The organism is Maribacter vaceletii, from assembly GCF_003634105.1.
Classification (GTDB): domain Bacteria; phylum Bacteroidota; class Bacteroidia; order Flavobacteriales; family Flavobacteriaceae; genus Maribacter_B; species Maribacter_B vaceletii.
Genome location: NZ_RBIQ01000007.1, coordinates 544,807 through 567,568 on the forward strand (window position 1 = coordinate 544,807; position 22,762 = coordinate 567,568).

Here is a 22,762-nt window from a genome sequence, read left to right on the forward strand (position 1 = left end):
AGTTGATAATTTTTTATTTTTTTAAAAACTTAATTGAGCACCTAACATAAATTGACGGCTAACAGGATAATTACCGCGATCCACGCCACGGAAAAATAGCCCATCTCCACCAACTTCTGGGTCATAACCATCGTAATTAGTAAATGTAAAAGGGTTCACAGAGGTCACATATATTCTAGCCTTTTTAATACCACTTTTTTCTAAATCAGGAATAGTATACCCAACAGTAAGTGATCGTATTCTTAAGTAAGTACCATCTTCTAAAAATAAGTTAGAACCGGCCCTTACATTAGAATGAAATGAATTTTGTCTGAAAGTAGGAATATTAGAAGTTGGGTTTTGCGGACTCCACATGTTAACTAAATCTTTGTGTCTTCCTCCACTATAAGCATATAATTTTGCTCCATTGTAAACTTCTGCGCCATAAGAAAGGTAACTTTGTATACCAAAATCAAAACCTTTATAATTCATATCTAATCCTAGTCCAGCCTCAAATTCTGGCTGTCCAGAGCCAGAATAAGCTCTATCATTTTCATCAATAATATTATCATTATTAACATCTTTATATCTCATATCTCCAAGTTGAGGAGTACTAACACTTCTTAAATCTAATTGCGAATACTCTTCTAATTCTTCTGGAGTTTTAATTACTCCGTCTTGCTGATATAAGAAAAATGCTCCCGCCTCATAACCTTCGGCTAAAAAAGTTGTAAACTCTGTATTGTTACCGCGAGAAATAAGTGGTCTACCATTAGCATACCCTCTTTCTACTCCATTTAAATCTAAAACTTCGTTTCTGTTTTTTGTAAAAGTTCCGTTTAAACTATACTTAAAATCATTACCTATTTGGCCTTTATAATTTATAGATATTTCTATACCCTCATTAACCATATTACCTGCATTCACAAATATTTGATCATATGTGCCTGAAGCTCTTGGTTGTGAAGTTCCTGTTGAAGCAGGAATACTTTGCCCCAGTAACATATCTTTTTTATCATTTTGATATACTTCTGCTGTCAAGCTTAATTTATCCTTAAATAAGGATAGATCTAAACCTATATTCTTAGAAATTGTAGTTTCCCATTTAATATTTGGGTCTACATAACGTCTTTGCGTTTGTCCAAATAATAAATCTTCATCTGGTCCAAAAGGATAATTGGCACCTGCCTCAATAAGAGGTGTAAATAAATAAGAAGGAATTCTATTGTTTCCAACTTCAGCCCAACTTGCTCTTAACTTTAAATTACTAACCGCTGGAATATTAAACCAATTTTCTTCATGAATATTCCATCCTGCAGAAAAACCAAAAAAGTCTCCATACCTATTTGCTTTAGAGAATTTTGATGAACCATCTCTTCTATAACTGGCCGATAATAAATATTTATCATCATAGTTATATTGGATTCTTGCCAATTTACCAGAAAGAGTACTTGTTTCATTATATGTAGCAGGTTTAATTCCTTCTGCTCCAGAACCTAAAGTTTGCAAACTATTACTTGAGTTATCACTAAAAACAACCCCTACTCTTACATCTTTACGATTAAACTCTTCGTATGATAGTACTCCTGTAAAATTTAGCTTATGCTTATTTAACGTAATAGAATAATTAAGAACATTTTCTATTGTACTTCTTTCTGAAGTATTATGAGTTTCATCTAATAATGCTTGAGGTACTGATGCAGTTTCATTTAAAGTTCCATCACCTCGGATAGCCAAATATTGAGGTCTAAAGAATTTTCTAAAATATTTTGAATCATTTCTACCAAGATTTATACTATATTTTAAACCGTCTGCAATTTCATAATCTAACTTAAGAGCTAAATTTGTTCTTTTAGTTTCTCTTTCATCTATATTATTTAAAGTACGAGATATAAAGCTGTAAAAAATATCATTATCTACACTCTCGTCTAGTAAAAAACTATTTTCTCCTGCACTTGGGATTTCATTGAATGGTCTTGCCCAAGGAGCTTGCCCAATACTATATTCATATAATGCAAATGGTTCTTGGTCTCTATTCTCAACCGTATAACCTACAGAAGCAAATGCCTTAAACTTACCTTTTGTAAACTGCCCTGTAAGTCTATTGGACAATCTATTAAAACCAGAATTTATTAATACCCCTTCTTGTTTAAAGTAATTAGTATTAAAGTTTAAAGTTAAATTCTCAACCCCTCCAGAGATATTAATCCCATGGTTTTGAATTATTGCATTATCATTTTGAACATCAGGCACAAACTCTGTATCAAAATCTAGTGCATTTGGATTAAAGAAAAATGTTTGCGGTTGATTTCCTAATTGTTCTGTTACTACCTCTAAAGTATACAACTGTTCAACCGTATTCATTAAAGGAGTACCTGAAGTAATATTCTGAACACCAGTATATGAATTAACATCTACCTGAACTTTACCAGCTTTCCCTTTTTTAGTAGAAATTAAAATAACACCATTAGATGCTCTATTACCATAAATTGAAGTTGATGCTCCATCCTTTAAAACATCAATACTTTCAATTTGTTCTGGTGCAATATTTGGATTTCCCTCGTAAGGAATCCCGTCAACAACATAAAGAGGTTCTAAACCAGCACTAAGAGAACCTAATCCACGTATTTGAATATTCGCAGACTCCCCTGGTCTACCACTAGCTGCCTGCACATTAATACCAGCAACCTTACCTTGTATTGCGGCACCTAAATCTGAAACTGCAGTTTTAATAATTTCATCTGCTTTAAGGTTAGCAACAGCTCCAGTAACTTCCTTTTTCTTTTGTGTACCGTAACCTACCACTACAACCTCTTCCAAAGCTTCGGTGTCTGTAAATAACTTTACATTAATAGTAGAACTATTTACCGTCTTTTTTACTGTTTTAAATCCTATATAGGAAAAAACCAAAACAGCTCCTTTTTTTGCAGACACGGTATAATTACCATCAATATCTGCTACCGCACCTGTTGTTGTACCGTCTACAACGACACTTACTCCAGGTAAAGGTAATCCTAGGTCATCTACAACCTGACCGCTAACATTTTCTTGTGCATAGACTTTAGGAATGCATAAGAATAGAAAAAACAACATTATAAAAAATGTGTTTCTCCACAAATCATTAATTCTTTTCATAAAATTGAGAGTTAGTTAAATTAAATTTTACGAAACACATAACATAAACACTAATAGATTATGATATTCGTATTATAATGATGTAAAATTAGGAATTGCATTATTTTTAAGAGTCATTTAACACTTAACCAAAACTTAACATTTTGGTTTTTTTTGCCAATTTGTCAAGTAAAAACAAAACAAAATAACTGAACTTGACAAAATGTAGAACATTTGACAAAAGAATAGTCAAATACCATTAAAGTGTATATTTTCTTAAAGAGACAGTAAAACTTACAACTAAATTTTACCTAAAATTGCAGGGTAATTTATATAAACCTGTACCGTTTATAGTATTTAATGATTATTAACAAGAATTCTAGAAGGTTGCAATAAAGTCTACAAGGTTCTCACCCCTTTTTAATTGCAGTTTTTTTCTTAATCTATGTCTAGAAGTATGTACACTTTCAATAGTAATACCTAACAAAGAAGACATTTCTTTACTAGAGAAATCTAATTTAACTAAAGCGCAAAGTTTTAGATCAGTCTGTCCTAAATCTGGAAAATTATCTCTAATTTTTTTATAAAAACTTTGATTTATAGAAGTAAATCTTGCCTCAAACTCTTTCCAATTACTTCCAGGAGAGCTCTGAATACCTTTAAGCATTCTATTTATTGTCCTAACATCAATAGTGTCACTTTTAGAAATACTTTGCTTTAACTTTATAATAAACTCCTCTTTCTCTATTAATTGTAACGCAGAAGCCGTTAGCTCTCTATTTTTAAGCTCCATTACCTCCCTAGTCTTTTGCTTTTCTAAACGTCTTTTCTCTAATAATGTTTCTTTTTCTAATCTATGTTTTCTTCTTAAATTTCTAAAGAATAGGACACTGTATAGCAATATAAAAAGCACTACAACTCCCATTAAAATGTTCTTCAAAAATCCAATTCTTTTTTCGTCTTCTAATTTTTCAATATGTCTCTCTTTCTGTAAAGCTTTTTCGTTTTCCTTTTGAAGCCTATATTTATCATTTATCTCAAAAAGGTGGCTATTATGTTCACTTGTTCTCCCAAATATTTTTTCATTTACATTGGCCGCAATGTTTCTATGATAATACGCCTTTTCATATTCTTGTTGTTCAGAATATATATTTGCTAAAGATTCATTTCCTTTTAAAATATAATTTGAATGCCGATTATAATCATCTGTTAAAGCCAAGGTTTTTTTATACGCCTCAATGCTCTTATTTAATTGGCCATTTTTCTCATGAACTTGACCGTATAAATAGTTTATTATAATCATGTAAGATGGATTATTTTCTTTAAAATAATCAGCAGCTTTATCTAAAAGCGCTATGCCTTTTTCATATTCTCCAGAAAAACCTTTAACGTAACCCAATTCTGAAACTAAATAAAAACTACCGGTTCCAAGCCTATTCTGAATAGCTATAGCGCTATCTAAATATTCCGAAGCTTTCTTTAGATTACCTCTAGTTCTATAATAATTTATTAAAGCAAAATAATCACTAAGCAATAAACTTTCATGTATCTTTTTTTCTTTAAGTAATTGTTTATTTAATGATAATGCAAGTTTAAAATATTTTAAAGCCTCTTCATCTCTCCTAAAATATAAATATAACCAACCCAACCCTTGATAAATTTTTGGCTTTAACTTTTCATTGTTAGACTTATCTGCCAAAATAAGAGCCTCCCAATGTCCCTCATAAGCATTACCGTAGTCTAGATTATGAGAATAATAATTAGACAATTCACAGATAGTATATACAAGATTTACAGTGTCTCTTTCTCTTGAATAATATTCAATACCCTTTTTTAAATAAAAAAAAGCACTGTCATTATTTTTACCAATAAGCAAATGTACCTTATCAATATATTCATTAGTATTATAAGGTTTTTGAGCTTTAATGTTAGAACTAAAAAAAATGCAACATAAAAAAAATATAATAAAAAAATTAAGCCAAATTACTTTTGTATATTTTAACCCTATACTCATATCTTAACAATTTGATATATTATTTATTCCAAAAAAAAACTAAACTCACATGCAGCTGTAACTAAACATACAAAGAACAACATAGTATAATCCAATATAACACTTGTTCAGTTATATATCATTAAAATTGCAGGATATTATAAAATGTTGAGTTTTTATCTAGTAGTAAATTCACATATTTATCGCCATATATATTCATATTTGTGAAAACTAAAGTACATATACTACAAATATTATATTCAACCACTCTATACACGTGTTGCTTTATTATTATACTGATAAGTATTTTAATTTTTCGAATGAGTATTTAATAATTGAATACCAATTAGTATTAAGGTATTATTCAGCTTAATAACATTTCTTAGAAAAACCATTTAGATATATAAAATGACTAAAGTAGTTACACGAATTTTAACGGTAATATTAGTTACAGTAATAGTTGCTAGTTGCTCATCAAAAAAAGAAACAACATCTATTAGCTCTATTTCTGATTTTAATTTTAATTGGGAATTTAGTCTTACGGATTCTACTAAGAAAAATAAGGTCTGGCGAAAAGTAAATTTACCACACGACTGGAGTGTAGAACATTCTTTTGACTCTATAAATGGTGAAGGAGCAACTGGTTATCTTCCCGGTGGAATTGGTTTCTACAGAAAAAAATTCTCTTTAAACATACAAGATAATGAGGTGGCTTATTTATTATTTGATGGTGTATATAATAATGCTGATGTAATATTAAATGGTAGTAAATTAGGCTTTCATCCTTACGGATATTCTCCTTTCTTCTATGATATTACTTCTAATTTAAATAATGGCACTGAAAATATTATAGAAGTTAAGGTTGACAGAAGTAGATTCGTAGACAGCCGTTGGTATACAGGTTCTGGAATATACAGAAACGTAAAATTAATTACTAAAAATAAACTTCACATTCCGGTTTGGGGTACGTTTGTAACCACACCAAAAGTCTCTGAAAATGAAGCAAAAGTTAATTTAGAGATTAAGGTTAAAAATAATTATACAGAAGATAGTTCATTTAAATTAGTGACAGAATTGTATAATCATAATAACATAAAGGTTGGTGAGCAATCTGACGAATTATCAGTACAAAAGAATTCTCAAGATGTTTTTACACAAGAAATTGTTGTTACGTCTCCAAGTTTATGGGGAGTAGATAGTCCATCATTATACAAAGCAATTACCACTGTATTAAAGGGCGATGAAGTTTTTGATGTAAACGAAACTACTTTCGGAATTAGAAGTATCGTTTTTGATGTAGATAAAGGATTCTTTCTTAATGGTGAGAATATGAAAATCAAGGGTGTGTGCTTACACCATGATGGAGGATTAGTTGGTTCTGCGGTTCCAAAAGGAGTTTGGAGAAGACGCTTTGAAAAACTAAGAGAAGGTGGCTGTAATGCTATTAGAGTATCTCATAACCCAGCATCTGAAGAGTTTTTAGAATTGTGTGACGAAATGGGATTCTTAGTGCAGGATGAATTTTTTGATGAGTGGGACAACCCAAAAGATAAAAGACTTAATAAATGGGAAACCAAGGTAGATTCCGTTACCCAAGGATATGGTCAACATTTTCAAAAATGGGCAAAAAAAGATTTAACAAATACAATGTTAGCACACCGTAACCACCCTTCTATCATACAGTGGAGCATAGGAAATGAAATAGAGTGGACATACCCTAATAGTTCAAAAGCAACCGGTTTTTTTGGAAATATGGAATGGACTGGAAACTATTTTTGGGAAAAATCACCTTACACCATAGAACAAGTTAAAGAAAAGGTAAGGACGTTACCAAAAGGTAAATACGATATAGGTAAAACGGCTCAAAAATTAGCAAGATGGACCAAAGAATTAGATACTACCAGATATGTAATTGCTAATTGTATATTACCAACAGCAAGTTACGAAACAGGTTATGCAGATGCTCTTGATATAATAGGCTTTAGCTACCGCAGAGTACTATATGATTATGGCCATGAAAACTATCCTAATTTACCATTAATGGGCACGGAGAATCTAGGACAGTGGCATGAGTGGAAAGCTATAGAAGAGCGTCCGCATGTTTCTGGTACATTTTTATGGACAGGCATAGATTATATGGGGGAATCTAACGGACAATGGCCAAGAAAAACATTACCTTCTGGCTTGCTAAATCAAGCTGGTTTTGAAAAGCCATCGTTTCATATGTACAAAACTTTATGGTCTAAGGAGCCATCTGTTTATATAGCAACACAACAACTAGATAAGTCTATTAATAAAATAAATGAAAAAACTGGTGAAATAGTGGCTAAAAACTCAGAAGCATGGAAAACAGCAATGTGGATTTGGCATAATGTAAACAACCATTGGAACTACACTGAAGATGAGATGGTATCCGTAGAAGTATATTCTAATTGCGAAGAAGTAGAGTTGTTTTTAAATGACACTAGTTTAGGTGTAAAAAAATTAGCTAATTTTGAGGACCACATATATAAATGGGCAGTACCATTTAATGCCGGAAAATTAGAGGCAAAAGGAATAGCAAATGGTAAAACAGTAACAACTACTTTAACAACGGCTAAAAAGCCCACGACAGTAAAACTAACGGTAGACAAAAAAGAGCTAAATGCAGATGGGTATGATGTTTCTCATGTTGTAGCCCAATTAGTGGATGAAAACGGAAACCTAGTAAAGAATGAGAATACTAAAATTACTTTTAGCTCTCAAGGAGATATAAAAATTCTAGGCGTAGATAACGGAGCCGCTACAAACGTACAAGATTTACAGTCAAATACGGTTAAAACAGACAAAGGCAGATGCTTATTAATTGTGCAATCCTTAAAGGACGCTCCTGGAAAAGTAACTATAACAGCAAATGCTACTAATTTAAAAAGTGAATCAATATCCATATCAATTAAATAACAAATAAAAATGATTTTAAAAACCAAAATATTTATTTATCTATCTTCGATTGCATTATTAGCTTCATGTAATTCTAATACAAATATGAACACCAACGAGAAAAATCAAAAAGAAGAATCCGTAGAAATAACAGAAGCTCAAATAGACCATTTAGGAATTACAGATGTTAATCATCTTAGCGCAGCATCTAAAAGGGCTTTAAAATGGCCTATGGATTTAGGGAATGAATGGTTTATCCAATTTGGCCCCCTACAGCCTTTAAAAGGAGATTTAGCATATGAGGAAGGTGTGGTACGTAGAGACCCTAGTGCCATGATTAAAGAAAATGGAAAATATTATGTATGGTATACAAAAAGCACTGGCCCTACACAAGGCTTTGGTGGCGATATAGAAAATGAAAAAGTTTTTCCATGGGATCGTTGCGACATTTGGTATGCAACTTCTGAAGACGGAGAAACTTGGAAAGAAGAAGGTTTAGCCGTAGCCAGAGGAAAAAAAGGAGAATATGATGACAGATCTGTATTTACAGTAGAAATCATGAAACATGAAAATAAATATTATCTGTGCTACCAAACCGTAAAGTCTCCTTATAATGTAAGAGTAAAAAACCAAGTAGGTTTGGCTTGGTCAGATTCTCCAAACGGCCCTTGGACAAAAAGCAAAGAACCTATACTTAGTCCTGCAGATAATGGTATTTGGGAAGGAGAAACTCAAGATAGATCTTTAGTAAAAAAGAAAGGGGATTTTGATAGTCACAAAGTTCATGACCCATGTATTATTCCTTACAAAGGTAAATTCTATTTATACTACAAAGGGGAACAAATGGGAGAACAAATTACTTTTGGCGGAAGACAAATTCGTCATGGAGTAGCAATAGCTGACAAACCAGAAGGACCTTATGTAAAATCTCCTTACAATCCCATAAGTAATAGTGGTCATGAAATTTGTGTTTGGCCATACAATGGTGGTATTGCAGCTCTTATAACAACAGATGGCCCAGAAAAAAATACTATACAATGGGCTAAAGATGGTATTAATTTTGAAATAATGTCCGTTATTCCTGGTGTTAATGCACATGCAATTGGACTTAATAGAGATGCAGATAACGAAAAGGAACCAACAGAAATTCTTCGTTGGGGCTTGTCACACATATACAACAATAGCGACTACCAAAGCATTATGAGTTATACATCTGCAAGAAAAACAAAACACGTAGCCAAAGGAGCAAAAAAGAGCAAATAATATCAAAAAAAAGTATCTTAAAAAAGGCGACAATCTATAATTGTCGCCTTTTTTTATAAATTGCCAACTAAATTGAATATCACTTAACAAATCATGAATAAGCCAAAAGCCGATTTAAAAACTGCGTATAATGTTCCAAATCTAGAAAGGGGCTTATTAGTAATAGAACTACTGGCTACAAAAAAAAGTGGGCTAACTCTATCGGAAATAACCGAAACACTGTCATTAACAAAAACAACAGCGTTTAGAGTAATAAGCACTTTAATTTTTAAAAATTATTTGCAAAAAAACGAGACCACAAAAAAAATTACACTCTCTAGAAAAATGCTAAGCCTTGGAATCTCTTCCATGAATGAGCAAAGCATTGTTGAAATGTCTATAGATGTAATGCGTGCATTAAGAGATGAATTAAAAGAATCGGTTATGCTAGGTGTTTTACTAGGCACTAAAGGCTCCATTCTAGAACAAGTTGCATCTTCCTACCCTGTAAAGCTTTTTGTAGAGCAAGGAACTCAATTTAGCATTCATAGCTCTGTAGGCGGAAAAAGTATTTTGGCATTTTTACCAGATGAAGAAACAAATGAAATTTTAAAAAAAATTACACTAACAGAGTATACAAAAAACACAATTACCTCTAAAAAAGAATTTAGAGAGCAACTTAAAGAAATTAAAAAACTAGGATATGCTATAGATAATGGAGAAGATATACGAGGAATTCACTGCGTAGGCGCCCCTATTTTTAATGAATACGGCCGTCCTGTAGCTGCCTTATGGATTACAGCACCACACGGTAGGCTTCCCCACGAACAATTTCATGAAAAAGGAGAAATTATAGCTAAATATGCTCTAGAAATTTCTGCGAAATTAGGCTTTCTACAACTGCAATAAACTTTACAGCAATAAAACATATACTAAGCTAACTACCTTTAAGTTACAACTACTACAACTTTAATTATCTACGCTAATTTTTTAACAAATAGTAAACAATAAATATTGTATATTTGTTTCAAATGAGAAACTAGTTTATTATTTGAAACTTAAATAAATGAAAGCGACAAGATACGAAGGGAATAAAACCTTCAGTGTAATAGAAACAGAAATTGAAAACCCAAAAAAAGGCGAAGTACGTATAAAAGTAGCTTATTCGGGTGTGTGTGGTACAGATGTACATATTTATCATGGAATGATGGATAAAAGAGTTGCAATGCCACAAACTATTGGACATGAAATGTCAGGAACAATAGACGCGGTTGGAGCAGGTGTTACAGGCTATGCCGTAGGAGACAAAGTAGTAGTTCGTCCACTAGATGACACTAAAGTAAAACCGTCTGACAAAGGATTTAATCATATCTGTGAAGAATTAAACTTTATAGGAATAGACAGTCCTGGGTCTATGCAACAATACTGGAATGTTCCAGCATTTACTCTGCACAAATTAAAAGAAAATACCGACTTAAAATTAGCTGCATTAATAGAGCCCTTATCAGTAGCAACACATGATGTTCGTTTAAGCGGTTTAGTTGCAGGTGAAACAGCTGTTGTTTTAGGTGGTGGACCAATTGGTTTATTAGTTGCTATGGTTGCTAAAGAAGTTGGCGCAAAAGTAATAATATCTGAAGTAAACCCAATACGTATTGCTAAAGCTAAAGAATTAGGATTTGATGCAGTTAGCCCTATAGATGTTGACTTGGTGGAGTATGTTCACGGAAAAACAGAAGGAAGAAAAGCAGATGTTGTTTTTGAAGTTGCGGGTGTACAACCAGCACTTGATGTAATGACAGAAGTTGCAGGTATAAGAGGTCGTATTTTAATGGTAGCTATTCACGGAGAAAAGAAACCAATTGATTTATTTAAATTCTTTTGGAAAGAATTAAAATTAATAGGTGCTCGTGTATATGAAAAAGAAGATTATGAAAAATCTATTGCTTTAATTACAGCAAATGAGTTGCCATTTGAAGATATGATTACAGATGTACAACCACTATCAAACATTCAACAAGTTTTTGAAAATATAGATAAAAACCCTGACGGATTAAAAGTCTTAATGGATTGTCAATTATAAAATAACAAACAAGCCAATTGCCAAAAGCAAAAGGCTATTAGCATAAAAAGAAATGAGTATTTTAAATAGTTTTAACCTAGAAGGTAAAGTAGCCATTGTAACTGGTTGCAAAAGAGGAATTGGAAAAGGAATGGCAATAGCTTTAGCAGAAGCTGGAGCAGATATTATTGGTGTTTCCGCAACCTTAGAATTACAAGGGAGTTCTATAGAAAAAGAAGTTGTTGCTAGGGGTAAAAAATTCACAGCCTACCAGTGCGATTTTTCAGACAGAAAATCACTTTACGCTTTTATAAAAGAAGTAAAAGCAAATCATTCTCAAATAGACATTTTAATAAATAACGCGGGAACTATTCTTAGAACGCCAGCTGCAGAACACCCAGATGATATGTGGGACAAAGTTATTGAAGTAAACCAAAATGCACAATTTATTCTAACTAGAGAAATAGGAAAAGACATGATTGCTCGAGGTTCTGGAAAAATAGTGTTTACAGCGTCTCTACTAACTTATCAAGGCGGTATTACTGTTCCTGGTTACGCCGCTAGTAAAGGTGCCATAGGACAAATGATTATGGCTTTTGCTAACGAATGGGCAGGTAAAGGGGTAAATGTAAATGGTATAGCTCCTGGTTACATTGCTACGGACAATACAGAGGCATTACGTAACAACCCAGAAAGAGCAGATTCTATTTTAGCACGTATTCCTGCAGGTCGCTGGGGAGAACCAGCAGATTTTGCTGGCCCAGTTGTATTCCTAAGCTCCAAAGCTTCAGACTACATGCATGGTTCTATTACGCTAGTAGATGGCGGTTGGATGGGTAGATAATTAAACTCTCAACTATTATTCACATTGTCAAACTAAGATGAAAACAAAAAAACCAAAAATAAAGTCCATTTTTAAACAAAAAATTGTTTGTATAGGCTTGCTTTTAATTAGCTTTTCTACCTCTATTTATGGTCAAGAACAGCCTAATATTGTTTTCATCTTGTCTGATGATGCTGGTTATGCAGATTTTGGGTTCCAAGGAAGTAAAGATTTTAAAACACCTAATTTAGACACCTTAGCAAAAAGTGGTGTAAAATTTACACAAGCCTATGTTTCTGCTGCAGTATGCGGACCATCAAGAGCTGGACTTTTAACTGGAAAGTACCAACAAAAATTTGGTTACGAAGAAAATAACGTACCAGGTATAATGAGTGCTTCAGGTCTACAAGGTGATGAAATGGGGTTACCATTACATCAAAAAACAGTCGCAGATTATCTTAAAAAATTAGGATACAAAACAGCTGTTTTTGGGAAATGGCACATGGGTAATGCAGACCGTTTTCACCCAACAAAAAGAGGTTTTGATGAGTTTTATGGCTTTAGAGGTGGCGCACGTAGTTATTACGAAATTACAAAACATAGCAAAAAACAAAGAAAAGAAGACCGTTTAGAAAGAGGGTTTGAAGAGTTCAAAGAAAGTGAATTGTATTTAACTGATGCATTAGCAAAAGAAACAATGAGCTTCATGGAACGTAATAAAGACAATCCGTTTTTTGTGTATTTATCTTTTAATGCTGTACACACTCCTATGGAGGCCAGAGAAGACGACTTAAAAAAGATACCTTCTCATTTAAAAGGAAAACGAAGAACATTGGCTGCAATGACAATAGGATTAGATAGAGCCTGCGGACAAGTGCTTCAAAAAATAAAAGATTTAGGCATAGAAAAAAACACATTAATTGTTTTTGCAAATGATAATGGAGGCCCATCAGATTCAAATGAATCTAATAATCATCCATTAAGTGGAACAAAAGCTAACCATTTGGAAGGCGGAATAAGAATTCCTTTTTTAATGTCTTGGAAAGGAAAACTAAAAAAAGGAACAACCTATAATAACCCAATCTCAACTTTAGATTTATTACCAACTTTTGTTTCTGCAGCAAGCGGAGATGTTAGTACTATTAAAGACATAGATGGTGTTAATATATTACCGTATTTAGAGAAAGGTAATGAAGAAAAACCACATGAAACTTTATACTGGAAAAAAGAAAATAGAGGAGCTATACGTCATGGAGATTATAAGTTAATTAGATTTCCTGACAGACCTGCTGAATTATACAATATTGAGAAAGATATATCAGAAATAAACGATTTAGCTTCCAAAAATCCTGAAAAAGTAAAAGAAATGTATAAGATGTTATTTCAATGGGAACTAACATTAGAAAGACCTCTTTGGCAACTCGAAAGAAAATTTGAAGGTAAGGCCGCTACGAGAATGGATAACTTCAGAAAAGAAAAAATAAAATAAAAACTATCAACATGTCACAAATTAAAGAGTACAAATTATTCATCAATGGAGAGTGGGTAAAATCTACCTCTGGAGAAACTATTGATATTATTAGCCCATCTACAGAAGAAGTAGTGGCGAGAGTACAAAATGGTACAGCAGAAGAAGCAATACAAACTTTAGAAGCGGCCGATAAAGCTCAAAAAGAATGGAAAAAATTACCTGCAAGAACTCGTGCAGATTTATTGTACAAACTAGCAGACGAAATAGATGCTAACAATGAGGAATTAGCGCAATTATTAGTAAAGGAGCAAGGAAAGCTTTTAAAAGTAGCTCGTTTTGAGGTAGCTGTAGGAGCATCTTTCATAAGATATGCTTGTGAAGGAGCAAGAAGAATCGAGGGAGATATTATTCCTTCAGATAATCCTAATGAACAAATTTGGATACAAAAAGTACCAAGAGGAGTTGTTGTTGCAATTACAGCATGGAACTTCCCTTTTGCATTGGCCGGTCGTAAATTAGGTCCCGCTTTGGTTGCTGGTAACTCTATTGTAATTAAACCTACATCTGAAACACCTTTAGCAACTCTAGAGTTAGGAAACTTGGCTAACAAAGTTGGAATACCAGCAGGAGTTATTAATATCTTAACAGGCCCTGGTAGAGCTATGGGTAATGCATTAGTAGAAAGCCCAATTTGTAAAATGGTAACAATGACAGGTTCTACTCCTGTAGGGCAACAAATTGCTCGCAATGCTGCTCAAAATTTAACACACGTACAATTAGAATTAGGAGGTAAAGCTCCTTTTATTGTTTTTGAAGATGCAGATATTGATGCTGCTGTAGATGCAGCTTTACATTCTCGTTTTGATAACTGTGGACAAGTTTGTACTTGTAACGAACGTATGTACATTCACGAAGGTATTTATGATACTTTCATGAAAAAATTTCTTGCTAAAGTAGCCGAAATAAAAGTTGGAGATCCAATGTTAGAAGAAACTGATATGGGACCTAAAGTAAACGGTTCGGAGTTAAAACATATGGAACATTTAGTAGAAGTTTCTGTAAAAGAAGGAGCTACAGTTGCTGCAGGTGGTAAACGCCCAGAAGGAGCTGGATTTGAAAAAGGTTTCTGGTTTGAACCTACTGTTCTAACGAATGTTACACAAGACATGACTATAGTTCATGAAGAATCTTTTGGTCCTATATTACCTGTTCTAAAATTCAAAACATTTGAAGAAGTAATTGGTTTCGCTAATGATTGTGAATATGGTTTGGCTGCAATGGTATTTACAAATGATATGAATACCATCATGAAATGTAATGACGAATTAGAGTACGGAGAAATATATGTAAACCGTGGACATGGAGAGCAACACCAAGGTTTCCATAATGGTTATAAACTTTCTGGTTCTGGCGGAGAAGATGGTAAATATGGTTTTGAACAATATATGGAAAAGAAGACTTTCTACGTAAGACATAAAGCATAATACAATGCAAAAGCAGCTTATAAATAATACCATAAGCTGCTTTTTTACATTTTATAACTAAAGAAGATGAGTACAAAAATTTCAAACATTAAAACAAGATTGTTTACCGTTCCATTACCTGAGGTAATGTCTGATGCAAAACATGGAGACCACTATCATTTTGAGCTAGTTACTGTAACTATTACCCTAGAAGATGGTAGCGAAGGAACTGGTTATACGTATACTGGTGGCAAAGGAGGTTTTTCTATAAAAGCAATGATAGAACACGATTTTAGCGATGTTTTAATAGGCAAAGACGGCACCGATGTTGAAGGTATTTACGATTTTTTAGAATGGCACGTACACTACGTTGGGCGTGGAGGTATAGCATCTTTTGCAACTTCTGCAGTAGATATTGCACTTTGGGATATTCGTTGTAAAAAATTAGGACAGCCATTATGGAAAGTTGCAGGAGGCAAAGACAATACTTGTAAAGCCTATTGTGGCGGAATAGATTTAATGTTCCCAATAGAAAAGCTTTTAAATAACATGAAAGGTTATTTAGCAAGTGGTTTTAACGCTGTAAAAATAAAAATAGGAAGAGAAAACCTAGAAGAAGATTTAGAACGTATAAAAGCTGTTAGAGAATACATTGGGCCAGATGTTACTTTTATGGTCGATGCTAATTATTCTATGACCGTTGAAAAAGCCATTAAAGCTATAGAAGGTTTTAAAAAATATGACATTACTTGGTTTGAAGAGCCAATAATACCAGACAACTATAAAGGTTTTGGAGAAATAGCTGAAAAAACAGGCTTCCCATTAGCTATGGGAGAAAATTTACATACGATTCATGAATTTGAATATGCAATGGATCAAGCCAAATTATCATTTATACAACCAGATGCATCTAACTGCGGAGGAGTTACAGGGTGGTTAGCTGCAGCAAAGCTAGCCGCAAAACATGACATACCGGCTTGTTCCCATGGTATGCAAGAGCTACACGTAAGTTTAGTGTCTTCACAACCAAATTCTGGCTGGCTAGAAGTTCATAGTTTTCCTATAGACCAATATACAACTAGACCTTTAGTAGTAGAAAATCATAGAGCAGTTGCCCCAGATTATCCTGGTACAGGTGTAATTTTTAATTGGGAGAAATTAAGTCCTTTTGAAGAAAAGTAAACTACCTCGGGGCAAGTCCACGAGGCATTTATTAGGAAACTAATTTTGATTTTGAGGCAAGCCTCGAAGCATTTAAATCTCGATTATCGAGTAAAATCTATAATTAAATAACAATCTTATGAGTATTAAAAAAACAGAATTTGGTGTTTTCAATTCTAATAAAATAGATTTGTTTACACTAAAAAACAATAATGGTATTGAAGTACAAATTACAAATTACGGTGCTACAATTACTTCTTTAAAAGTTCCTAATTCTAAAGGTCTTATAGAAAATATTGCTTGTGGTTTTGATACTCTAGATGGTTATTTTGACAAAACTTATGTAGAAAATTCTCCATATTTTGGTAGTACTGTTGGTCGTTATTGCTCTCAAATTAAAGATTCTAAATTTTCTCTAAACGGGAAAAATTATCAATTAAAAGCAAATTGCGGTGACAATAACCTTCATGGTGGTGTAACTGGATTTGATAAAAAAATATGGACAGCAGAAGAAGCGCATGATAACGCTTTAAAAATGACGCTCTATAGTAAAGATTTAGAAGAGGGTTTTCCTGGAAATGTTGAAGTTTCTGTAACATTTACTTTAACTGAAGATAACACTTTAAAAATTGATTATTCTGCAACACCTGATCAAGACACACCAATAGCCTTAACCAATCATACATACTTTAATTTAGATGCGTTTTCTTCTAATATAGAGAATCATATTGCTCAAGTTCATACAAGTAAAAGACAAGTTATGGATGACACAGGAGCAGGTACAGGTGAAATTGCAAATATATCTGGTAATACGGATGATTTAAGAAAAGGTAAAAAAATTGGAGATGTACATAATGCTATGGGAGATGGCTTTGAGCATTTTTATATTTTCGATAATCCTAATTTTAATTTACAAGAAGTCGCTACAATAAAATCTGAAACATCTGGAAGAAAATTAACTGTTTCAAGTTCAGAACCGTGTATGCTACTTTATACAGGAAAATATACTTCGGATGAAATAAAAAGAGAAAACGGAGAGCAATATGGTAAATATAAAGGGTTTTGTTGCGAAACACACCGCTACCAAAATGGTCCGAATATAGAAAACTCCCCAGGTACTATCACTAAAGCTGGAGAGGAATTTAAAAGTACTACCGTTTTTAAATTTGAATGGTAACAAACCAAATAATAACTAAAACTAAATAATTATGATAATAGGTGTTTTATTAGCAATACTTGCAGGGTTACTGTTAGGGCTTTATGCTTTACCAGAAAAATTTACTAAAGATTTTGAATTTGAAAATACGTGGAGTATGTTCTTTGCGATTAATACGTTTGTAGTTCCTAATGTTGCTGCATTTTTATTAATTGATGGTTTTTCAGATGTCTTAGCTGCAATTCCTAGCAGCGCTTTAATAACCATGATTATTTGTAGTATTCTTTGGGGTATTGGTGCTATGATGTGGGGAAAAGCTATTAATCATATAGGTTTATCCTTAGGATTTTCCATTTTTATTGGAACCATAATATTAGTAGGATCACTATTGCCTTTTATACAAGTAGGCTTACCAAAAACTAGTGTACTACAAACTATTTTAGCAGGCTTAGCAGTTGTTCTTGTTGGGGTTATGGCTAATGGTAGAGCTGGTATATTACGACAGAAAGACGAAGAAGATGCTAATGATACTGAAACAAACAAAAATGGATCTATGGTTACTGGAATTTTAATTGCAGTTATTGGAGGTTTATTAGCTACTGGTTTTAGTTATGCATATGCTGCCGGAGGAGAAATAATTGATTCCGCTTCGCAAGCGCAAGGTAATGCTCCATGGAAAAGTGCTATCGCAGTTATGTATGTTATCTATATGGCTGGCGGAGTTGCTATTGCCATATATTTTGCCCAACAATTGAGTGCTAAAAAATTATGGGGTAAATTTAAAACACCTCATTTAAGTAAAAACATAATGCTTACCACCATAATGGGGATTTTTAACTTTGCAGCATCTGTAGTATTCGCTTACGCAGGGTTTAAACTAGGAAAAGAATTAGGAGGCAGTGTAGGTTATGCTATTTTTAACACAGCTTGTGTTGTAACAGCAATTGTTAGTGGCCTAATTACAAAAGAATGGGTAAAAGCATCTTCAAAAGCTAAAAACTTTTTATACCTAGGGTTAACTTGTATGGTAATAGGTATCATAATTATTGCTTATAGTAATACGATAGGGTAATATACTCATTAGAAAAAACATTTGTTATGTGTAATAAATCATTCGTCGTTTATAAACCAATAACAATATTATAATTTGCAAGCACTTTATAAAATAATTTATAAAGTGCTTTTTTAATATAACATGCTACACAAACCAACTATTTTTATCGTCTTAATATCTCTTCTTACATTATGCAGTAGTTGTAATGAAGATAAGATTTATACGGATTTAATTTATAAAAAACCAAAAATTGTAAAGGATCCCTCTGTACAATTTCTTTCTCCCGAAGAGAGCATGAAAAGGATGCATTTACCAGAAGGGTATCATGTAGAACTTGTAGCAAGTGAGCCCATGATAAATGAACCTGTTGCTACTGCTTGGGATGCTAACGGAAAATTATATGTTGCAGAAATGCTAACGTATATGCAAGACATAGATGGGACAAACCAACAAGAACCATGGAGCAGAATATCGGTATTAGAAGATATAGATGGAGATGGAAAGATGGACAAAAGCACTGTATTTATTGACAGTTTAATACTCCCAAGGATTATATTACCTCTTGATGATAGAGTAATTGTTGGAGAAACCTACAATCGTAATATATGGAGTTATAGAGATACCGATGGAGATTTAAAAGCGGATGAAAAAATTCTATTATTAGAAAACAAAAAAAGAGATAACTCTAATCTAGAGCACCAGTCTGCCAGTATGATTTGGAGTATAGATAATTGGCTGTATTTATCAAAAAACTCTTTGCGATACAGATTTACTCATGGTAAAATAGAAATAGATACTCTTGCTGATGCTCCTAACGGACAATGGGGTTTAACCCAAGACGAAAATGGTCAATTATTTTACTCTAGCGCAGGTGGAGAAACACCTGCATTAGGCTACCAGCAACATCCTGTCTATGGAAATTTAGAAGTAGAAAATAATTGGGAAGAAGGTTTTGAAAAGGTATGGCCTGTTATTGGAACACCAGATGTACAGGGTGGATTAAAAAGATTACGTGAAGATGGAACACTTAACCATTTTACAGCAAGTTGCGGACAATCCATATTTCTAGGAGATAAACTACCTGCTTATGGAGATTTATTTATTCCGGAACCTGTTGGAAGGCTAATACGTAGAGCAACTGTCCAAAATATAAATGGAAAAAACGTGTTAAAAAACACCTATAAAGAAACTGAATTCCTGGCTTCTACTGATTCAAATTTTAGACCAGTACACACGAATACCGGTCCAGATGGCTGCTTATATGTAGTAGATATGTACCGAGGCATAATACAAGAAGGTAATTGGGTAAGAAAAGGTAGCTTTTTAAGACCTGTTGTAGAGCAAAAAAAATTAGATAAAAATATAGGAAAAGGAAGAATTTACAGAATAGTGCATGATGAAATAGAACCTGCAAAAACTGAAAAATTATTACAAAAATCTCCTGAAGAATTAATTGCTTATTTAGGTCACCCAAATGGTTGGTATAGAATTAATGCTCAAAAATTAATTATTCTCAAAAATGATAAATCTATAATTTCTAAACTTAAAGAAATAGCAACTGATAATGAGTCATTTTTTAATTCTAAAGATTCTAATTCATACGCATTAGAAAGATTACATGCATTATGGACTCTAGATGGGTTAGATGCTATTACCCAAGATTTAGTTATAAAAAAACTAAAAGATAAAGACTCAAGAATAAGGCGCGCAGCTTTACGAATTAGCGAAGCTTTTTTGAAAAAAGGAAATAGTGAAATTGAAGAAGCATTATTTAGCATGAAAAATGATGCAGACAAAAATGTTGTTATTCAACTATTGTTATCTCTAAGGCTTAGTCCTTCAAAAAAGGCAAAAGAAGCTATAAAAGAGATAATGAGTATACACCAAACAAACGAAGTAATAACCATTGTTGGTACAGAAGGCATTAAAGAAGTTCCTAAAGAAATTGAATTAATTAAGAAAAAACACATTTTAGAAAATTCTAAAGTAAGAAATAATATAGTTAATGGTTATACATATTTTAAAAATACATGCGTAGCATGCCACGGCCCAAATGGAGAAGGTAAAGAAGGCTTAGCACCTTCATTAATAGGCTCGCCGAGAGTAACAGGGCATAGAGATATTACTACAAAAATCTTACTAAATGGTTTAACAGGCCCTCTAGATGGCAAAGAATATGCTGGTGTTATGGTTGGCATGAAACACCAAGATGATGAATGGATTGCTGGTGTACTAACATACATAAGAAAACATTTAAATAATGCTACACCTGTTGGTGCTTGGCAAGTAACAAATGTTAGAAATAAAATTAAAGACAGAGAAGAGTATTGGACATTAGAAGAACTCTATAAAAAATAAAACTTAGTAGAGAACGTATTTCTTTGCTAAACATAAGTGATAAATGGTTAGTAAGTTTCTAATTTAAAAGAAGCTTTCCTGACCATTTTTTATTTGCCAAACTTACTTTATAAACATATAATCCAGAAGTTAATTTAACTCCATTATTACTCTCTCCATTCCATTGTAAAATCCAATCGTGAGTAGCGTTTACTTCTTGCTCTAAACTAAATACTTTTGCTCCTATTATTGTGTATATACTAAGACGCAAAACTCCAGTCTCTTTGTTTAAAAAATTAAATGTTATGTATTCCTTAAAGGGATTTGGGTGTACTATTAAATCTTTCTCTAAAAGTTTATCATTAGGTATTTCATCAAATATTGGAGAATCTATTTCTGGAGTACCTTCCTCCTCCTCTTCTAAATTAAAAAACTCTCCTTTTTGCATACCTTGTTGCTCTACAATTTTTATTTTTTGATTTATTGCTATATCATATATTTTTTCTGGAATAGAATTAGGCCATTGAATAAACAAACTATCTATTTTATTTACATCGCCTAATCCAAAATGTGCTGGTTTAACACTTTGTCCCATAATAGTAGCTCCGTGTAATAGTCTGTGTATAGAATCTCCTTCTACATATGCAATTAGTTTAGCTCCAAAAGCATTTTTATTAGAAGTTATCCCTTCTAAACTAACTTGTAACCATGCATCCGAAATTGCAGTTGTATTTTTATATAGATAAGGTGCATTATTAGTATTACTCACAAGAATATCCAAATCGCCATCTTGATCATAATCAAAAACCTCTGCTCCCATTCCATTATTTAATCCATTTGCAGCAGATTCATTTGTCCAATCATCAAATTTTTTTTCTCCTTCTTTTCTTAAGTTTTTAAAAAAAACATTTTCATAATGTAAATCTGCTTCTCCATTTACAACATATAAATCTTGATCACCATCATTATCTGCATCTAAAAATCTAGTTCCCCAACCATAATGGCCATTACCTACCCCTTCTTGATTAGTTACATTTACAAAAGGTCCTTCTGCTGTACCCATAAACAAAGGGTTTTTTTTTGTTTCTGCAATATTAGTAACATAAATATCATAATAACCATCGTTATTAAAATCTCCAATTGTAGAACCCATTCCACAACCTGTATTTCTTAAATTATAGATATCTGTAGCATTTATAAAGGATTCACCTTCTTGACTTAGATAAAAGTTACTCAATCCAAAATCATTCACCACATACAAATCTAACCACCCGTCATGGTTCGCATCAATAGGTAAAGAAGACCATGTTCTATTACCGTCATTTATATTTAAAGCCCCTATGATTTCTTTAAAAGTACCGTCTGCCTGGTTATTAAATAATCTATTTTCATCTTCTAAATAAAAGAGGTATAAATCTAAATCGCCATCATTATCATAATCCCACCATAAACTACCTGAATTATTACAACTTAAACAAGGCTCTATTTTTGCAGTTCGGGTTACATCTTTAAAAGTTTTATTACCCATATTCTTGTATAGTTGTGTTCCATTTTGATGTGATAATAAAATATCTGGATACCCATCATTATCATAATCTCCCCAAGAAGCACCTAACTTTAAGTCTTGCTTTTGTGCATTAGAATGTTGTATTCCAAAACCCGCATCTTTAGTAACATCTTCTAACCTTCCGTTTATATTTTCTAAAAGACGACTCCAGGTAGTTTGATCATTGGCATCAAAAGAATTATAAGCAACTATAAAAACATCTAAATCTCCATCCAAATCATAATCGGCAACAGCATTACCATAATTAATTTTCATTTCGGATAATGGCCTAGACTCTACTTCTGTAAACTGTTGTGAATACGAAAAAAAAGATATAAGAAAAAAAAGCACTGCTAAGGGGGCTCTGCAAAGTTTAAACTTTTTAAAATTCATGATTACCAATCTAGTTTTATAAATTCTATAGTTTATAAAACTACTTAAG

The 22,762-nt window shown here is 32.8% G+C and carries 14 protein-coding genes; 11 read left to right on the top strand and 3 right to left on the bottom strand.

The annotated features are described in order from the left end of the window. Nucleotides 1–21: 21 nt before the first annotated feature. Nucleotides 22–3,114 carry a SusC/RagA family TonB-linked outer membrane protein gene (locus CLV91_RS02270; RefSeq protein ID WP_121063557.1) on the bottom strand — a complete coding sequence of 1,031 codons (3,093 nt, stop codon included), beginning with the start codon at nucleotides 3,112–3,114 and terminating at the stop codon, nucleotides 22–24. Nucleotides 3,115–3,472: 358 nt separating this feature from the next. Continuing rightward, on the bottom strand, nucleotides 3,473–5,107 hold the full coding sequence (locus tag CLV91_RS02275; protein ID WP_121063559.1) for a tetratricopeptide repeat protein: 1,635 nt from the start codon (nucleotides 5,105–5,107) through the stop codon (nucleotides 3,473–3,475). A gap of 387 nt (nucleotides 5,108–5,494) precedes the next feature. Between CLV91_RS02275 and CLV91_RS02280 the strand changes: the two genes are divergently transcribed. The 11 genes from CLV91_RS02280 (at nucleotide 5,495) to CLV91_RS02330 (ending at nucleotide 20,795) form a co-directional block, all read left to right on the top strand. Beyond that, the gene (locus CLV91_RS02280) at nucleotides 5,495–8,026 is read left to right on the top strand and encodes a glycoside hydrolase family 2 TIM barrel-domain containing protein (RefSeq protein ID WP_121063561.1); all 2,532 of its coding nucleotides are present in this window, start codon (nucleotides 5,495–5,497) and stop codon (nucleotides 8,024–8,026) included. An 84-nt stretch (nucleotides 8,027–8,110) separates the two neighbouring features. Continuing rightward, nucleotides 8,111–9,268 carry a glycoside hydrolase family 117 protein gene (locus CLV91_RS02285; protein ID WP_245987120.1) on the top strand — a complete coding sequence of 386 codons (1,158 nt, stop codon included), beginning with the start codon at nucleotides 8,111–8,113 and terminating at the stop codon, nucleotides 9,266–9,268. Between the two features lie 93 nt (nucleotides 9,269–9,361). Next, nucleotides 9,362–10,156 carry an IclR family transcriptional regulator gene (locus CLV91_RS02290; RefSeq protein ID WP_121063565.1) on the top strand — a complete coding sequence of 265 codons (795 nt, stop codon included), beginning with the start codon at nucleotides 9,362–9,364 and terminating at the stop codon, nucleotides 10,154–10,156. Between the two features lie 157 nt (nucleotides 10,157–10,313). Beyond that, on the top strand, nucleotides 10,314–11,330 hold the full coding sequence (locus tag CLV91_RS02295) for a zinc-dependent alcohol dehydrogenase (RefSeq protein WP_121063567.1): 1,017 nt from the start codon (nucleotides 10,314–10,316) through the stop codon (nucleotides 11,328–11,330). 58 nt (nucleotides 11,331–11,388) lie between these two features. Beyond that, nucleotides 11,389–12,153 (top strand): SDR family NAD(P)-dependent oxidoreductase, encoded by a 765-nt coding sequence (locus CLV91_RS02300; protein ID WP_211333197.1) that lies wholly within the window; start codon nucleotides 11,389–11,391, stop codon nucleotides 12,151–12,153. A 37-nt stretch (nucleotides 12,154–12,190) separates the two neighbouring features. Next, nucleotides 12,191–13,621 carry a sulfatase gene (locus tag CLV91_RS02305; protein WP_121063571.1) on the top strand — a complete coding sequence of 477 codons (1,431 nt, stop codon included), beginning with the start codon at nucleotides 12,191–12,193 and terminating at the stop codon, nucleotides 13,619–13,621. An 11-nt stretch (nucleotides 13,622–13,632) separates the two neighbouring features. Further along, nucleotides 13,633–15,087: an aldehyde dehydrogenase gene (gene aldA, locus CLV91_RS02310; RefSeq protein ID WP_121063573.1), complete on the top strand. Its 1,455-nt coding sequence runs from the start codon at nucleotides 13,633–13,635 to the stop codon at nucleotides 15,085–15,087. A gap of 66 nt (nucleotides 15,088–15,153) precedes the next feature. After that, nucleotides 15,154–16,248: a mandelate racemase/muconate lactonizing enzyme family protein gene (locus CLV91_RS02315; protein ID WP_121063575.1), complete on the top strand. Its 1,095-nt coding sequence runs from the start codon at nucleotides 15,154–15,156 to the stop codon at nucleotides 16,246–16,248. A 118-nt stretch (nucleotides 16,249–16,366) separates the two neighbouring features. Then, on the top strand, nucleotides 16,367–17,404 hold the full coding sequence (locus tag CLV91_RS02320; protein ID WP_121063577.1) for an aldose epimerase family protein: 1,038 nt from the start codon (nucleotides 16,367–16,369) through the stop codon (nucleotides 17,402–17,404). A gap of 31 nt (nucleotides 17,405–17,435) precedes the next feature. Then, nucleotides 17,436–18,455, top strand: coding sequence for an L-rhamnose/proton symporter RhaT (locus tag CLV91_RS02325; protein ID WP_121063579.1), 1,020 nt, complete (start codon nucleotides 17,436–17,438; stop codon nucleotides 18,453–18,455). A 123-nt stretch (nucleotides 18,456–18,578) separates the two neighbouring features. Next, a complete protein-coding gene (locus CLV91_RS02330; RefSeq protein WP_121063581.1) occupies nucleotides 18,579–20,795 on the top strand; it encodes a DUF7133 domain-containing protein in 2,217 nt (738 codons plus the stop codon). A gap of 58 nt (nucleotides 20,796–20,853) precedes the next feature. On the opposite strand, the gene CLV91_RS02335 is transcribed toward CLV91_RS02330, so the two are convergent. Further along, complete coding sequence (locus CLV91_RS02335) at nucleotides 20,854–22,713, bottom strand: CRTAC1 family protein (RefSeq protein WP_121063583.1); 1,860 nt, start codon at nucleotides 22,711–22,713, stop codon at nucleotides 20,854–20,856. Between the last annotated feature and the right edge of the window lie 49 nt (nucleotides 22,714–22,762).

Coding starts and splice junctions, on each gene's coding strand:
- CLV91_RS02270 (WP_121063557.1), bottom strand. CDS start 3,114: ATGAAAAGAATTAATGATTTGTGGAGAAACACATTTTTTATAATGTTG.
- CLV91_RS02275 (WP_121063559.1), bottom strand. CDS start 5,107: ATGAGTATAGGGTTAAAATATACAAAAGTAATTTGGCTTAATTTTTTT.
- CLV91_RS02280 (WP_121063561.1), top strand. CDS start 5,495: ATGACTAAAGTAGTTACACGAATTTTAACGGTAATATTAGTTACAGTA.
- CLV91_RS02285 (WP_245987120.1), top strand. CDS start 8,111: ATGAACACCAACGAGAAAAATCAAAAAGAAGAATCCGTAGAAATAACA.
- CLV91_RS02290 (WP_121063565.1), top strand. CDS start 9,362: ATGAATAAGCCAAAAGCCGATTTAAAAACTGCGTATAATGTTCCAAAT.
- CLV91_RS02295 (WP_121063567.1), top strand. CDS start 10,314: ATGAAAGCGACAAGATACGAAGGGAATAAAACCTTCAGTGTAATAGAA.
- CLV91_RS02305 (WP_121063571.1), top strand. CDS start 12,191: ATGAAAACAAAAAAACCAAAAATAAAGTCCATTTTTAAACAAAAAATT.
- aldA (WP_121063573.1), top strand. CDS start 13,633: ATGTCACAAATTAAAGAGTACAAATTATTCATCAATGGAGAGTGGGTA.
- CLV91_RS02315 (WP_121063575.1), top strand. CDS start 15,154: ATGAGTACAAAAATTTCAAACATTAAAACAAGATTGTTTACCGTTCCA.
- CLV91_RS02320 (WP_121063577.1), top strand. CDS start 16,367: ATGAGTATTAAAAAAACAGAATTTGGTGTTTTCAATTCTAATAAAATA.
- CLV91_RS02325 (WP_121063579.1), top strand. CDS start 17,436: ATGATAATAGGTGTTTTATTAGCAATACTTGCAGGGTTACTGTTAGGG.
- CLV91_RS02330 (WP_121063581.1), top strand. CDS start 18,579: ATGCTACACAAACCAACTATTTTTATCGTCTTAATATCTCTTCTTACA.
- CLV91_RS02335 (WP_121063583.1), bottom strand. CDS start 22,713: ATGAATTTTAAAAAGTTTAAACTTTGCAGAGCCCCCTTAGCAGTGCTT.